General features: G+C 67.9%; 9 protein-coding genes and 1 pseudogene. 6 read left to right on the top strand and 4 right to left on the bottom strand.

Going from position 1 to position 15,810, the window contains the following annotated elements:
• The first annotated feature begins 89 nt into the window (after positions 1 to 89).
• The 3 genes and pseudogenes from QM720_RS06875 to QM720_RS06865 form a co-directional block, all read left to right on the top strand.
• Positions 90 to 4,403 carry a helicase-related protein gene (locus QM720_RS06875; protein ID WP_415125393.1) on the top strand — a complete coding sequence of 1,438 codons (4,314 nt, stop codon included), beginning with the start codon at positions 90 to 92 and terminating at the stop codon, positions 4,401 to 4,403.
• A 6-nt stretch (positions 4,404 to 4,409) separates the two neighbouring features.
• A complete protein-coding gene (locus QM720_RS06870) occupies positions 4,410 to 5,195 on the top strand; it encodes a DNA-formamidopyrimidine glycosylase family protein (protein WP_415125392.1) in 786 nt (261 codons plus the stop codon).
• A 168-nt stretch (positions 5,196 to 5,363) separates the two neighbouring features.
• Positions 5,364 to 5,945, top strand: a pseudogene (locus tag QM720_RS06865) (transposase); the annotation flags it as partial.
• Between the two features lie 135 nt (positions 5,946 to 6,080).
• Here QM720_RS06865 and QM720_RS06860 read toward each other — a convergent pair.
• The 4 genes from QM720_RS06860 to QM720_RS06845 all read right to left on the bottom strand — a co-directional run bounded on the left by QM720_RS06860 (position 6,081) and on the right by QM720_RS06845 (position 8,890).
• The gene (locus QM720_RS06860; protein WP_415125391.1) at positions 6,081 to 6,524 is read right to left on the bottom strand and encodes a hypothetical protein; all 444 of its coding nucleotides are present in this window, start codon (positions 6,522 to 6,524) and stop codon (positions 6,081 to 6,083) included.
• A complete protein-coding gene (locus QM720_RS06855; protein WP_415125390.1) occupies positions 6,521 to 7,039 on the bottom strand; it encodes a helix-turn-helix domain-containing protein in 519 nt (172 codons plus the stop codon). The genes QM720_RS06860 and QM720_RS06855 overlap by 4 nt, the downstream gene beginning before the upstream one ends.
• Positions 7,026 to 7,412, bottom strand: a complete 387-nt coding sequence (locus QM720_RS06850; RefSeq protein ID WP_415125389.1) for a hypothetical protein — start codon at positions 7,410 to 7,412, stop codon at positions 7,026 to 7,028. The genes QM720_RS06855 and QM720_RS06850 overlap by 14 nt, the downstream gene beginning before the upstream one ends.
• Before the next feature lie 218 nt (positions 7,413 to 7,630).
• A complete protein-coding gene (locus QM720_RS06845; protein WP_415125388.1) occupies positions 7,631 to 8,890 on the bottom strand; it encodes an MFS transporter in 1,260 nt (419 codons plus the stop codon).
• A 243-nt stretch (positions 8,891 to 9,133) separates the two neighbouring features.
• Here QM720_RS06845 and QM720_RS06840 point away from each other — a divergent pair, with 243 nt between their 5' ends.
• Genes QM720_RS06840 through QM720_RS06830 form a run of 3 tightly spaced genes read left to right on the top strand, consistent with a single transcriptional unit; the run spans position 9,134 to position 15,809 of the window.
• Positions 9,134 to 10,939, top strand: a complete 1,806-nt coding sequence (locus QM720_RS06840) for a non-ribosomal peptide synthetase (RefSeq protein WP_415125387.1) — start codon at positions 9,134 to 9,136, stop codon at positions 10,937 to 10,939.
• The gene (locus tag QM720_RS06835) at positions 10,936 to 15,339 is read left to right on the top strand and encodes a beta-ketoacyl synthase N-terminal-like domain-containing protein (protein WP_415125386.1); all 4,404 of its coding nucleotides are present in this window, start codon (positions 10,936 to 10,938) and stop codon (positions 15,337 to 15,339) included. The genes QM720_RS06840 and QM720_RS06835 overlap by 4 nt, the downstream gene beginning before the upstream one ends.
• Positions 15,339 to 15,809, top strand: a complete 471-nt coding sequence (locus QM720_RS06830) for a 6-carboxytetrahydropterin synthase (protein ID WP_415125385.1) — start codon at positions 15,339 to 15,341, stop codon at positions 15,807 to 15,809. The genes QM720_RS06835 and QM720_RS06830 overlap by 1 nt, the downstream gene beginning before the upstream one ends.
• Position 15,810 lies beyond the last annotated feature (1 nt).

Genomic DNA, 15,810 nt, shown 5'->3' with positions numbered 1-15,810 from the left:
ACCAAGCGCGGCGCACACCTGGCGGTCAGCCTGGAACGGCTCGACGCCCTGCTCGAGGGCCCGCCCAGCGCATCGGGCTGTCGGCCACCGTGCGCCCCATCGACGAGGTGGCGCGCTTCCTCGGGGGAGCCGCGCCCGTGGAGATCGTCGCCCCGCGCGCGACGAAGGCGTTCGACCTCAGAGTCGTCGTGCCCGTCGCCGACCTGCTCAATCCGCCCCCACCGCCGGGCGCGACGGGGAGTACCGAGGGCGGCTCGGCGACGCGCAAGACGCCGGATGCCGGGGACTCCGACGGCGAGGGCGACTGGTTCGGCCCCGCGCAGCCCACCGAGGTCACCGGGTCGGTGTGGCCGCACGTGGAAGAGGCGATCGTCGACCGCATCCTCGCGCACCGCTCCACGATCGTCTTCGCCAACTCGCGCCGGCTCGCCGAACGCCTCACGGGGCGGCTGAACGAGATCTACGCCGCGCGGCTCGGAGAGGGTCCCTCGACGAGCTCGGGGACGGGCGGGAGCACCGGCAGGATGCCCGCGGCCATGGGGGTCCACGGAGCAGAGGCTCCGCGCGGCGCGGATGCGGCGCGTGGGGGGGCGAACGGGGAGGCGCAGGCGGGCGTCTCGTCCGGCGCGGAGCCGGTGCTCGCGAAGGCGCACCACGGGTCGGTGTCGAAGGAGCAGCGCGCGCAGGTCGAGGACGAGCTGAAGTCCGGCATCCTTCGCTGCGTCGTGGCGACGTCGAGTCTGGAGCTGGGCATCGACATGGGCGAGGTCGACCTCGTCATCCAGGTCGAGGCGCCGCCGTCGGCGGCATCCGGTCTGCAGCGGGTCGGCCGCGCGGGGCACCAGGTCGGCGAGGTCAGCCGTGCGGCGCTGTTCCCGAAGCACCGCGGTGACGTGCTGCACACGGCGGTCGTCACCGAGCGGATGCTGGCGGGCCAGATCGAGGCGATCGCGGTGCCGCAGAATCCGCTCGACATCCTCGCGCAGCAGACGATCGCCGCGTGCGCGGTCGGGCCGGTCGACGTCGAGGGGTGGTTCGAGACCGTCAAGCGGTCGGCGCCGTTTCGCACGCTGCCGCGCTCGGCGTACGAGGCGACGCTCGATCTGCTCGCCGGTCGCTTCCCCTCCGACGAGTTCGCCGAACTGCGCCCACGGGTCGTGTGGGATCGAGACCGGGGAACGCTGGTCGGCCGCCCCGGGGCGCAGCGCGTCGCCGTCACGAGCGGCGGGACGATCCCCGATCGCGGCCTGTTCGGCGTGTTCGTCGCGGGCGAGACCCGGGGTGCCCGCGTCGGCGAGCTCGACGAGGAGATGGTCTACGAGTCGCGCGTGAACGATGTCTTCACGCTCGGCACGACGAGCTGGCGCATCGTCGAGATCACGCACGACCGCGTCACCGTGCTCCCCGCGTTCGGGCAGCCCGGGAAGCTGCCGTTCTGGCACGGCGACGGCCTGGGCAGACCCGCCGAACTCGGCGAGGCGCTGGGCCGGTTCTCGCGGGAGGTGGCGGCATCCGCCCCCGAGAAGGCGGCCGAGCGGCTGCGCGAATCCGGCCTCGACGACAACGCGATCGGCAACCTGCTGTCGTACCTGGCCGAGCAGAGAGAGGCCACCGGCAGCCTGCCGACCGATCGCACCCTGACGGTCGAGCGCTCGCGCGACGAGGTCGGCGACTGGCGGATCATTCTGCATTCCCCATACGGCATGCATGTGCATGCGCCGTGGGCGCTGGCGGTGAATGCGCGCATCCGCGAGCGCCTCGGCGTCGAGGGCTCGGCGGTCGCGAGCGACGACGGCATCATCGTGCGGGTGCCGGATGCCGAGGCCGAGCCGCCCGGCGCGGAGCTGTTCGTCTTCGCACCCGACGAGCTGGAGCAGCTCGTGACCGACGAGGTCGGCGGGTCGGCGCTGTTCGCCTCACGATTCCGCGAGTGCGCCGCGCGCGCCCTGCTGCTGCCGCGCCTGCACCCGGGCAAGCGGGCGCCGCTGTGGCAGCAGCGCCAGAAGTCGGCGCAACTGCTCGAGGTCGCGCGGCGCCACCCGACGTTCCCGATCATCCTGGAGACGCTCCGCGAGGTGCTGCAGGACGTCTACGACCTGCCCGCGCTGCTGCGCATCGCACGGTCGATCGGCGACCGCCGCATCCGCCTCGTCGAGACGACCACGACCACGCCGTCGCCGTTCGCCCGCGACCTGCTGTTCGGATACGTCGGCGCGTTCATGTACGAGGGCGACTCGCCGCTGGCCGAGCGCCGCGCCGCCGCGCTGTCGGTCGACCCGGCGCTGCTTTCCGAGCTGCTCGGCAAGGTCGAGATGCGGGAGCTGCTCGACCCCGACGTGATCGCGCAGTTCGAACGCGAGGCGCAACGCCTCGATCCGTCGCGACGCGCGCACGGCGTGGAGGGCGTCGCCGACCTGCTGCGCCTGCTCGGGCCGATGGATGCCGCCGAGGTCGCCGAGCGGCTGGAGCCGGGGGACGTCACCGACGTTTCGTCTCGTCGCTTCGCTCCTCGCGGGGCGACCGAGGGTGAGCACGCCCCGGTCGTTGAGCGAGCGCAGCCCCCGGTCGTTGAGCGAGCGCAGCGAGACGAAACGCCACCGGACGAAGCGGAGGCTCCGGACGCCGAGCAAGCCCCGGTCGTTGAGCGAGCGCAGCGAGACGAAACGCCCCACGCACCCCCCACCGAAGCCGCCGCACACCTCGAGGCGCTGGTTGCGGCGCGGCGGGCGATCCGGGTGACGATCGGCGGCGCCGAGCGGGTCGCCGCGATCGAGGATGCCGGGCGCCTGCGCGACGCGCTCGGCACCGCGCTGCCGGTCGGCATCCCGAACGCCTTTCTCGAACCGGCCGCCGACCCGCTCGCCGATCTCGTCGCCCGGCACGCACGGACGCACGGGCCGTTCCGCACCGTCGAGGTCGCGACGCGGCTCGGCGTCGGCGCAGCCGTCGCCCGGCAGACGCTGCAGCGACTGGAGTCGCAGGGGCGCATCGCGAGCGGCTTCTTCCTGCCGGAAGGGTCGGGCGCGGGCTCGGGGACCGCGGACGGCTCGACGGACGATCTGGAGTGGTGCGACAGCGAGGTGCTGCGCCGGCTGCGCCTGCGTTCGCTCGCCGCCATCCGCGGCACGGTCGAGCCGGTGGCCCCCGAGGCCTACGCACGGTTCCTCCCGGTGTGGCAGCACGTGACGCGGCCGCTGGAGGGCATCGACGGCGCCCTGGCCGTGATCGAGCAGCTGGCCGGAGTGCCGCTGCCGGCGAGCGCGTGGGAGTCGTTGATCCTGCCCTCCCGCGTCGCCGACTACTCCTCCGCGATGCTCGACGAGCTGACCGCGACCGGCGAGGTGGTCTGGTCGGGCCACGGATCGCTGCCCGGGCGCGACGGCTGGATCGCCCTGCACCCCGCCGACGCCGCGCCGCTCACGCTCGTGGAGCCCGCCGACCCCGAGCCGCCGACGGCGCTGGAGCAGCGCATCCTCGACGCGCTCGGCGCGGGCGGCGCCTACTTCGCCGCGCAGCTGGCCCCGATGACCGGGGCGGGCAGCGAGCAGGAGGTCGTCGACGCCCTCTGGAATCTCACCTGGACGGCCCGCGTCACCAACGACACGTTCGCGCCGGTGCGTGCGCTGCTCGGCGCCGGTTCGCAGGCGCACCGCGCCGTGCGGCGCACACCCCGCACCCGGATGTTCCGCGGCACGCCGCTGGCCGCCGTCCCTCGCACCACACCGCAGCGTCCGCCCCTCATCGGGGGCCGCTGGTCGCTGCTGCCGGCGCCGAGCACCGACCCCGCGCTCCGCGCGACCGCCGCGGCGAGCCTGCTCCTCGATCGCTACGGCGTCGTCACGCGCGGCAGCGTGCAGACCGAGGGGATGCCGGGCGGCTTCGCGCAGGCATACCGCATCCTCGCCGGATTCGAGGATGCCGGCCACTGCCGCCGCGGCTACGTCATCGAGAAGCTGGGCGCAGCGCAGTTCGCGGCATCCGCCACCGTGGACCGGCTCCGCGACTTCGCGACGCTGCCCGATCCGGCGCCGCTGCAGGCGATCACGCTCGCCGCGACCGACCCCGCCAATCCGTATGGGGCGGCGCTCGCGTGGCCCGCCCTCGACGGCGTCGCGCACCGGCCGGGCCGCAAGGCCGGCGGCCTCGTGACGCTCGTCGACGGCGCCCTGGTGCTGTACCTGGAGCGCGGCGGGCGCTCGGCCCTCGCCTTCACCGACGACGCCGCGACCCTGGATGCCGCGGCCCGCTCGCTCGTCGACACCGCCCGCGGCCGCCGCCTCGACGCGCTGACGATCGAGCAGGTCTCGGGAGAGTTCGTCTACAGCACCCCCGCTGGCCGCGCCCTGCGCGAGGCGGGTTTCGTCGAGTCGAGTCGCGGCCTCACCCTGCGCCGGCAGCGGTGATGCGTCGTGCCCGAGGGTGATTCCGTCTTCCAGACCGCGCGGATGCTGCACGCCGCGCTGGCGGGCCATGAGGTCACGCGGTTCGAGCTTCGTGTGCCGCGCGCGGCGACCGCCGACCTGACCGGCGAGACCGTCCACGACGTCACGCCGCGCGGCAAGCATCTTCTGATACACATCGGGGAATACACGCTCCACTCGCACCTGAAGATGGAGGGCCGCTGGCAGGTCTACCGGCCGGGCGAGCGCTGGCGGGCGCCGGCGTTCCAGGCACGCGCGATCGTCGGCGTCGGCGATGTCGACCGGCGGACGGATGCCGTCGGCTTCGAGCTCGCCATGGTCGAGCTGCTCCGCACCGCCGACGAGGACCGCGTCGTCGGACACCTCGGCCCCGACCTGCTCGGACCCGACTGGGATCCCGTCGTCGCCGCGCAGAACCTCGCCGCCGACCCGCGGCCGGCGCACGTCGCCCTGCTCGACCAGCGCAACCTCGCGGGCCTGGGCAACGAGTACGCCAACGAGGTGCTGTTCGTCCGCGGCATCCTGCCGACGCGACCCACGACCGGTATCGACGCGCCCGCGCTCGTCGACACCGCGTCGCGCATGATCCGCGCCAACCGCGACCGGCCCATCCGCACGTTCACCGGCGACACCCGCCGTGGGCAGGGGAACTGGGTCTACGGTCGAGGCGGCAGACCGTGCCGGCGTTGCGGCACGAGCATCCGTCGTGGCGAGCTCGGCGCCGACCCGACCGCCGAGCGCATCGCGTTCTGGTGCCCGCGCTGCCAGCGCTGACGCGCTCTCCCTTGACGCAGCCCTGTGTGATTGGTACCGGATCGGATCGCATCGGATTTCGTCGGCGGTCGCGTGGACGTACGCACACGGGACGAGTTGGAGACGGTCGGGGATTTGCTGCTGTGGAGTCACGGCAACGATGCGATTCTGGCGCGCACGCACGCGGAGTTGGAGGGGACGAACGCGGTCCGCGACGAGGACACCGGCGAATGGATCAGCGACGCCGAGGTCGCCGAGGCTCCGTTCACCGCGTTCGTGTCCCGACCCAAAGACGAGCACATCGCCTGCCGGCTGATCGTGCGCCGCGTCAAGCGCCTGAACGTCAACGCCGCGCAGGGGCAGGAGACGCTGTTCGACACCTGGCGGTATCACGCGTTCATCACCAACAGCGACCTCGACCGGATCGAGGCGGACAAGCTCCACCGCGGTCACGCGATCATCGAGCAGGTCATCGCCGAGCTCAAGAGCGGCCCACTCGCTCATCTGCCCTCCGGGAAGTTCACCGCGAACCACGCCTGGCTCCAGCTCGCAGTCATCGCTCACAACCTCTCTCGCGCCGCAGCCACTGCCGCCGGCCTCGGCAGAGCACGCATGGCGACGCTACAGCGCACCATCATCAGCACCCCCGCAAGACTCGCCTCGACAGGGCGGCGGCTCGTGATGCACCTGCCCGCGCACTGGCCCTGGGCGCCAGCATGGGCGCTGCTCTGGGCGACCGCGACCGACCCGCCACGCACGGCAACGCCCTGACCACCCAGCCCATGACGGGCGCGACCGGAGCCGAAGTGGAAGAGCCAGAGCACCAGCTGGCAGCACCCGCACGCCCACAAAGGCCACCACTGAACCAACACCAGAGTCCCACCCCGTCAAAACCGACACGGTGGATCAGGGCTCAGGCGACGGGCGGCCGTCCACCCCTACGCACGCTGCTCCGTGACAGCGAAGCGCATCTCCGCACACTTCACGTCGCTCTCGTACAACTCGAACGCGTAGTCCCCCTGGAGCGTCGACCGTGAGGTGCGCTACTGGCTGCGGGATGCTCATCGTCACGATGTCGGTCATGGCATCACGTTCGCGATTGAGTTGGCCAGTCAGCTCCGCAATGAGGACAGAGGATTCTGGTGCCCCCACCTTGAAGAGCTGAATCTTGATCGCGACCGCCACACTCGCGTCCACAGGAATATCGAACTCGACGACTACCGCGAGGTCTGCATCGAGCGTCGCGGGAAACTCAGCGCGCGACAGCAGGTTCAATCCGCCATTGACCGTCGTCAGCAGACCGTTGCGAACGACGACAGAATCGGCCAAATCAAACTGCCGCACTCTCATCGCACTGCCCCGACCTGAGTCACGGACACGAGAGATACCTGGCTGACACTATTGCTTTCGATCTTGTGCGGCCCGCCCCCAGACCCGGCAAGAACACCGTGAGAAGTGGATGAGCGATTGACCTCCGCGACGGCGTGAACACCTCCGCGCTGCGCGAGATCCCGGTCTCTGAGAGTCAGCTCAGCGACACGGGGCGCGCGTCGCTCGCGAATCGATACCGCCACTTCGCCCATTCTTGTGGGCAACAGATCGAGTTCGAATCCGAGGACACCCACGTATTCGCTCAAGGTTCTGAGCGTGACGTTGCCGTTACCTTTCAGCGTTGAGTTCACCGCGGAACGCCCGACACCAAGGCGTCGCGCCAGCTCCGCCTTCGATACGTGCGAGGCCCCCATCGCACCGTGGATGAGTGCGAGGGCGCGAAGGCGCAACCGGCTGTCCGCACGCAGAACCGCGACGTCTTCCACAGCTGGCGTCACCGCTCCAGCCGCGCGAACTCGCTCAACCTCGCTCATCGTCTACCTTCTTGATCGCCTCGGCCTTGCGGATATGGTGCTCCGGCAGCCTGCCTTCCTGGGTCTTGCTCTTCGATTTCTCGCAACAGTTGGTGACTCTCACGACTCGCTTGTGTCGGGAGGTCGCTGACAGTTCGAAGTGGAGGACGCGACCCTCTGCTGTTTTGATCTCCCAGATATCCCCACGCGACTGTCGAAGTTCACGTATCGGCTCAAACCGCCCATAAATCGAGTAGTGCTCGAAACGCACCGCAATGTCCGAGAAGCGCCGCGGATGTCGCCGCTGGAGATCCGCCAGATACGCGTCGGCCTGTGGCATCGGTTCCACCGAATCAGCGAGTTCGATGGTGAGTGAGGCGCCGTCCGCATACATCCACCTCTCACACTCGCCGTAGGAACAGTCTCCTGCGAGGTCGAACTGTACAGTCAAAAATGCACTCCGCTCTACGCCGATGCACGCCTCACCAACATCGTGAGACAGATGCTACTGGCCGCTATTGACGTTGCTGGGCGCAGCTCAACATGCAGGAAGGGCCATGTATCTCGTCTCCTCGTCGTCGATCCTTGTGCTATCCACATGCGTGCCGGACATCATGCATCTCGGATCGGCCGCCTCAGAAGCAGCGCGAGCATGAGCACCCCTGAGACTGCCTGGCCGATGACGACGATCGCGACAGCGGGCCAGGCGCCCACCACGATGCCCGTGGCGACGACACCGAGGGGCATCAGCGACGACGATCCCATATTGTCGAGGCTGAAGACACGGGAGAGCATCCGAGGGTCGACGTTTCGCATCAACAGATCGTTCCACAGAGTCCCACCCAATCCGGACAGGATTCCGCGAATACCGGACAGCACGATGGCGACGGTCGCGGAGGTTTGCCCGAACGTCAGGGCGGTTACGAGGTGCGCGACTCCCCAGGAGCCGAATATGATCATCGCCGGCCGACGTCCTCCGCCGAAATGGCCGGTAACGAGAGCCCCGATCGCGGCACCGCAGCCCACGAGGGCGTTCATCCATCCGATCGTGCTCGCGTCGCCGTTCAGGCGGTCGGCGATGAGTTCGGGGGTGAGAACGGCGGTCGGCGCGTCAGCGATGAAGAGGGCGACTGCTGCCACGGGGATCGAGACGAGTACCGGAACCTTCGTTAGGTAGACGATTCCGCTCCGCACGCTCCGGGCGAACTCTTCCGGTTGCTCCTCGGGAGGACTCGAATCACCGCCGCGTGCACCCTTGTCTGACAGTCGCGAGAGCAGAAGCGCCGAGGCGGCGAACGACGCCGCATTGAGCAGGAACACCGTCGCAGAGCCGACCGTTGCATAGAGCACGCCGCCCGCCGCCGCGCCGATCACGACGCCGGTGGATCCCACGAAGCCGAGCAATCCGTTCGCAGACGTGAGCTTCTCCTCGGGGACGAGGCTTGGTATCGCCCCGCGGAGCGCGGGGTCGAAGAAGCCGTCGACCAATCCGGCGAGTCCGGTGAGAGCCACGAGAATCGGCAGGCTGAGGGCGTCCGTGGCCACGAGAGCCCCGAGGGCACCGATGAAGGCTAAGCGGAACAAGTCGGACGCGACCGCGACCCACTTGCGATGCACTCTGTCGGCGACGGCTCCGCCTACGAGAAGCGATACGAGCGTGCTGACCGAGACCACGCCGAGGACGAGACCCACCGCTCCGCTGAACCCCGCGAACTCATAGGTGAAGAATGCCAGAACGGCGGCGTAGGCCGCGTCACCGAGCGTGGAGATGGATTGCGCAGTGAAGATCAGGCGAAAGTCTTTGACAGACAGAGCCGCCCAGAGGGTGGTTCGTGGCGCGTCCGCAGGGGCGAGGTCTGGATGCGCGGTCATGTTTCCGCGGCCTCCCCCGGTGGTGTGCGAACAAGTTCGATAGGCTTCTGACACGCACTAGAACGCTTAAGTCTCGTGTACGCCACCTTGCCGCATCTCCGCGTGCACTGCAATCAAAATGTCGGAATTTTTCCCTGCCAACTCCACTCCTGCGTTTCGACGGTTGACCACTTGAACGTTTTAGGCTTACTGTGAAGGCCAGAGTTGCGCGAGGGCGCGGGACTCCCGAATCGGGGTGGATCGATGGCCGAGAACGAGGAGCTTCTTCCCTGGTTTCCTGCCGATTCCGAGACTCGAATCGCCGTATCTCAGGCATGGATGCCCTCGATCACGACACCCGCCGACGTCTGCCTCGGCGCCGACATCGTGCGTCGGTACTGCGCGCAGGTCGAGGACCAAGCCCGACGACTCGGATATCGTGACGGCGACCTGATCGCCATTGCCGACATGTCACCGTGCGACGTCGCCCTGGGCCGTATCGCGTGTGCGATTCTCGGTTATCTCTTCGCCTCTGAGAACGCGGTCACGGAGGAGGTGACGCTTCGATTGCGCTCCCATTGGGACGGCTCCGAGCCCAGCCCCGTGCTGACCCGCGTCAAATCTCAGCGGCTTCCCCGGTTGCGCGAGCTCGCCGACGCAGCGGGCACACGGCCCTGCTACGTCATGACGACCTCCGGCTCGACGGGGGCGTCTCGTCGGGCGGTCATCCCGGTCCGCGCGCTCAACCATGTCTTCTCGGCACTCGCCTCACGGCTGGAGGACACCATCACGGCCGGCGTGCCGTGGATGGGGTTCCATTCCCCATCGTTCGGATTCAGCCTCTTCGAACTCTTCGGCTGCATCTCCTTCCGCGGTGACCTCAGGCTCGTCGCTCCTCCGGAACGCGGCAACTACTCGGCCCTCGTGGCGGAGATTCGGTCGGTGAACCGCCAGTGCGTCGTGTCGCTGACTCCCTCGGAGCTGTCTCTGTTCCTCAGGGACGTCGACGGACAGGAGGACGTGCTCCCGGCGTGCATCGTGCTGAGCGGTGAAGCGGCGTCGAGGGGCGGACTGGGGCGTCTCTTCGCACGTCCCGATATAGCGGATTCCGTGGTGATCAACACCTACGCGGCTGTCGAGAGCGCGGGACAGATCGCAGTCCTCCTAGTCGACCGAGACAATCATGCGTCCGTCTACCAGGGGAGGGTCGGCTCCCCGCTCCCGGGGATTCACGTGTCCACCGATGCCGAAGATGGACGAGGACCGGGCGAGATCCTCGTCAGCGGCCCGACGATCGCGCTCGGCTATCTCGAGCGAGCCGCGACAGAGGCTCGATTCGAAGGCAGCCCGCCTAGGCTCAGGACAGGAGACCTGGGATACATCGATGACAGCGGTCAGATCTTCGTCACCGGACGTGTGGCCGACACGCGGAAAGTCGGAGGCAGGTGGCTTGACTTCGGGCTCCTGGAGCGACGCGTAAACGAGCATCCGGCCGTGAGTGATGTCGCGCTGTGCGCACTTTCTGCGGATCCTCAGTCGGAGACCGCTGACATTCTTGGCGTGCTGATCGTGCCCGCGCAGAAGGACGCTTCTCGGCAGATACGCCGGTTCTTCGTCGACGAACTCGCTGTCGTTCAGACCATCCGCATCGAGACGGCCTCAGAGATACCCTCGCGACGCGGAGGCAAGCGTGACCTCGAGAAGATCACCACCCTCCTCCAGTTCCCGGTCTCGTCGCACGATCTGACGACTCGAGACATCCTCCGCCTGTGGCGGGATGTACTCGGCAGGGGAGTCGACGTCAACCGGAACCTCTTCGAGAGCGGTGTCGACTCTCTCGGGATCTCATACGCCGCAACGCGGCTCAGTGAGGTTCTCGGACGTACGGTCGCCCCTGCCGAGCTTCTCGCGTTTCCCACCGTTCGGCTTCAGGCGATGTGGCTGGGCGGCGACACCTCGGCGAGTTCATCACTGCGGGAGTCGCGTGCTGCACGTCGAGCAGCGTGGCGCGAAGCCAGGGCCGGTTCGAATCCCAGACGAGCATCCAGAGAAAGAGAGACGGAAACATGACAACGTCGGTTGCCATCGTCGGCTACGGGGTCCGCATCCCCGGCGCCTCCACGCCGGACGACTTCTGGTCGGTCACATCCGCGACGTCAGACCAGCTGTCACGATTGCGGTCGAACGTGGGAGTCAACCAGGGGGGACGTGTGTCCGCTTACGGCCGGCTGCACGGCTGGGAGCAGTTCGCAGCCTCCCGCTTCGGCTACTCCGACCGAGAGGCCCGCGAGATCGATCCCCAGCAGCGGCTGCTGCTGGAGTGCGCTGCGGAGGCTCTGGAGATGGGCGCCCTGGCTGGGGATGACACGTCGTATGACGTGGGAGTCTTCGTCAGCGTGGGCGATAACGGCTACGGGAAAGAGCGCAAGGATGCGGAATCGACACCGCTCAGTTCCCTCCTCGGAGCCGATCCCCATTATGCGGCGACGCGGATCTCCTACAAGCTCGGCTTGACGGGACCGGCGATCACAATAGGCAGCGCATGCTCTTCGTCGCTTGTCGCCGTGCACCTGGCGGTGCAGAGCATTCTCAGCGGAGAGTGCGATGCGGCGATCGCGGGTGGAATGGACATCGAGTATCCCCAGCCGTCAACGTACGTCTGGGCTGACGGCGGCATCCTCTCCAAGACGGGCGAAGTGAAGCCATTCGACCAGAGGGCGGACGGAGTCGTGTTCGGTTCAGGCGGCGGCGCCGCACTTCTTGTTTCGCTCGATCTGGCGGAGGAACTCGGGCTACCGATTCAGAGTGTCATTCACGGGTCAGCCATCAACAACGACGGCAGTGTGAAGGCATCTTTCACTGCCCCCTCAGCCAGCCGGCAGGCCGCTGTCATGACGGAGGCTCTCGCCACCGCGGGACTCATGCCGGAGATGATCAGCTACTACGAGGCCCACGGGACGGCCACCTCCATCGGAGACGACTCGGAGTTGCGGGCGGCGACGGAGGCGTACACCCCGGCGCCCGGCCGGATCGCCATCGGGTCTGTGAAGGCGACGATCGGGCACCTGCGCGTCGGCGCCGGGATCATCGGTTTGCTCAAGGCGAGCGAGGTCGTGCGACGAGGGGAGATAGCTCCCGTCGGCGCGGTCGACCAGCCTTCGGGAGCGCTGGGCCGGACCCCCTTCTTCGTTCCGATGAGCGTGGAGCGGATCGCCCTGCCTCCTGAGGAGCGGTACGCGAGCGTCAGTTCATTCGGGTTCGGGGGCACGAACGCCAACGTCGTCCTCGGGGGATACCGTGCTTCGGTGGCGCCCAGGCCCGACGCCGAGGAACTGGCCGACGAACGAGCAGAGGGTGGGCAGGAGCCGACGCGGTTCCGCTTCTCCGGTGCGACGCCGGAGGACGCGTACGGTCACGCGGCCGCGGTGCTTGGCGCAGTGGCGAACGGCAGCGCCCGGGCCGAGGACGCGGCTTACACGCTCGACGTGGGGTGGCCTCAGCTGGACTATCGGCTCACCTTCGACTCTTCCCCATCGGCACGACCGTTCGACGCAGAGCTTCTGGCGGCGGGTCTGGCCCCGGATGACGCGACCGAGGGGTGGGCAGGGACGACAGGTGAGACCGTGCTGATCCTTCCCGGTCAGGGCACCAGGCTGAGCGACATCGCACGAAGTCTGATGAAGAACTCCGCGTTCGCGAAGGATCTCACGTCGCTCTGGGCTGAGGTGTCTCCGTATGTCGGCGAGCGGCATCACCTCGATGATGTAATGGCCGAGCCACAGGACGCCGCCCGCACCGCGCATCCCCTCCACGTGGCGATTGAGATCGCGATCGCCAGGCACTTGAGGCGGTCCATCCGGATCGACCGATACGTGGGCGTGTCGTTGGGCGAATTCGCGGCAGCGGTGCTTGCCGGGGCGCTCGATTCTGCCGAGGCTCTACGGGTGGCCGCTGCGCGGGGAGAACTGCTCGATGCCGCCTCTTCCACGGGTGACATCCTTCTCACCACGCTCGACGTCGACACGGTGCAGGCGGTAGTGCCCTCTGCGCGCCTCGCCATCGACTACGGCGCACGCACCGGGGTGCGTGCGATGGCGATCCCCAGCGAGGACGTCCCTACGGCGACCGAGCGTCTCTCGCAAGCCGGGCAGGCCCACTCCGTCAAACTCCTCGGGCTGGGTCACGCGTACCACTCGGAGTACATGGGAGACATCGCGGCGGACCTACCGCTCATGTCACCCGGGTCGGCACCGGGTTCCTTCCATCCTCTGACTCGCGAGTTCCGATGGGATGAGGCGTACTGGCGGCAGCATCTCACGACCCCCTCCGAGGTGACGGCCGACCAGGTCGGCGAGGAAGGCGACCTCGTGATCGACATGACACCGAATGGCGGGACCGGCCAGCTGCTCGGGTCGGAGGGACGCCTTGTCCCACTGTTCGGCGCGGACACTGACAGGGCGCTGAATGATATCGATCGCGCCGTCGCGCTTCTCTGGGTCCTGGGCGGAGCGCTCACCCGTCCTCCTCGGAGAGGACAGCGAGTGTCCCTCCCCGCCAGGCCGCTGACGCGGGAGAGGTTCGCCGAGCAGGATGCTCCGTCGCCGCGCGATGTGGCCGCGACAGCGAGCGGTACGCCTCGCCGCGCTCCGTCGATCGCGGACTGGGTGTACCAACCGAGCTGGCGTGTGCGGCGGAGAGCCCCGATGGCAGCCGACGTGCGGGGACAGCGGTGGCTTATCTTCTCCGCGCCCGGTGCCCACTCCGACCGGATAGTGAAGCGTCTCGAACAGGCCGGGGTGGAGGTCGACGCGGTGGCCCTGGGAGTAGACGTCGCGCCCGGGGACGAGGAAGGTATTCGCGCACTCCTCGCACAGAAGATTTCGGTGGAGAATCCTGTCGATCGGCTGCTCCACCTCGCCTCGATCGCGCCGCTGGAACGCGCGCAGACCTTCGAGGAGGAGATCGCACAGATCGAGGCCGAGCAGGAGATCGGCTTCTATTCGATACTCTTCGGTACCCAGCAGCTCGCGCGCCTCCAGGGCGCGCGAGCCGTGGAGGTCGACATCGTGTCCCGCGGCGCCCACCCCGTGGATGATGACGGTGACCGCGCGCCGGCTCGGGCGTTGCTGAACGGTCCCGCGCTAGTCATCCCTCAGGACTACCCTTTCGTCGAGACTCGATCCATCGACGTGACCGGGATCCCCGACGAGATGCTCGCCGAACATGTCGTCGAAGAACTGTTGTCCACGGACAAGGAACGCATCGTCGCGCTGTCATCCGGTCGTCGCTGGGTGCGGGGCTTCGAACGCGACACCCTTCCAAAGGCCGATGGCGACGCGAAGCGGCTTCGGCGCGAGGGCGTGTACCTGATCACAGGCGGTCTCGGCGGCATCGGGATGACGATTGCGGAGTTCCTCGCACGCAAGTACGGAGCGCGACTCGTTCTGACAGCTCTCGACTCGGTGCCGACCGACGCAGAGGTCAGCGCCGGTCAGGTGGACCCGGCACACACCGAAGACGAGGTCCGGCGTCTGCGGATCGAGCAGATCCGGGCACTTGAGGCGCTCGGTGCGAAGGTGATCGCTCGCGCGTGCGATGCCGGCGATCACGAGGACATGGCGTCGCTTCTCGCCGAGGTGGATTCGCTGTGGGGCGGGCTGAACGGCGTCGTGCACGCCGCAGGGGTCTTCGAGACCCAACGAGCGTTCCGGCCGTTGAGCGACACAGGGCGCGATGATTGCGAGCGTCGTCTTCATCCCAAGGTGCGGGCCACGGTCGTCCTCGATTATCTGTTGCGCGGGAGGTCCTTGGACTTCGTGCTGATGCAGTCATCCTTGTCGGCCCACCTCGGCGGGCTGGGCTTCTACGCCTACACCGCGGGGAACTCCTTCATGGACGCATACGTGGAGCGGGCCAACAGGCAGGGATACCCGTCGATGAGCGTCAACTGGGACGGTTGGGTGTTCCACGAGCGGGAGACCGACGCCGAGCATTCGGTGATCGACCCGAGTTTCGCGTCACCGGACTTCGGCGTCGTCGCAGAGATCGCCATTCGCCCGAGCGAGGGCGCTGCGATCTACGAGCAGCTGATGGCATTGGATGACGTCCATCCCGTGTTGATCTCCACTGCCGACTTCGTCACGCGCGTCGACCAATGGGTGACGCCGCGACCCGAGGCGGTCGGCTCACCCGTGTCCGTCGCCGATCCAACGGGGCAGGCTCCCGCTGACTATGAAGGCATCGTCCGGCTCGTCATCGACATCCTCCGAGAAGTGACCGGGCGTCGCAACGTGGCCCAGAGCGATAACTTCTTCGCGCTGGGCGGTGACTCGCTGCTCGGCGTCACGCTGGCGCTCCGGCTCAGTGAGGCGTTCGGCGTGGTGCTCTCCGTGATCGGGCTCTTCGAGCGTCCGACTGCGGCGGAGATGGCGGAAGAGATACAGGCGCAGCTCTTGCGAAAGGGAGTTTGATGATCGTCGATGCGCGACCCGGAGAGTTCGCGGTGACGAAGCTCTTCGATGACCTTCCCTGTGCTCACCGCGCCTGGGCCCATGACGGACTGTGCCGCTTCCTGCACGGCTACGAGCGGTCCTTCGAGATCGAGTTCGTCTGCCGCGAGCTCGAAGCCGACACCGGATTCGTCGTGGATTTCGGCAAGCTCAAGCCGTTCCGCAGCATGCTCGAGCGACAGTTCGACCACACGACTCTCATCGCGGACAACGATCCTGAACTGGAATTGTTCCGCGAACTGGGCCGGCGCGGTGTGATCGATCTCCGCATCATGTCAGGCACGAATATGGAGGCATCCGCAGCTTGGGTTCTCAAGCACGGAACCGCGCTCTTGCGTGAGCAGACCGACGATCGCGTGAGGATCCGTTCCATCGTCGCGCGGGAATCGCGCAAGAACAGCGTGCGCATGGAACCCGCCTCGGTCTGGTGAC

It is taken from the genome of Microbacterium sp. (genome assembly GCF_047602155.1).
Taxonomy (GTDB): domain Bacteria; phylum Actinomycetota; class Actinomycetes; order Actinomycetales; family Microbacteriaceae; genus Microbacterium.
The sequence above is the reverse complement of the archived record's forward strand: the minus strand, read 5'-3'. Positions and strand labels throughout refer to the sequence as shown.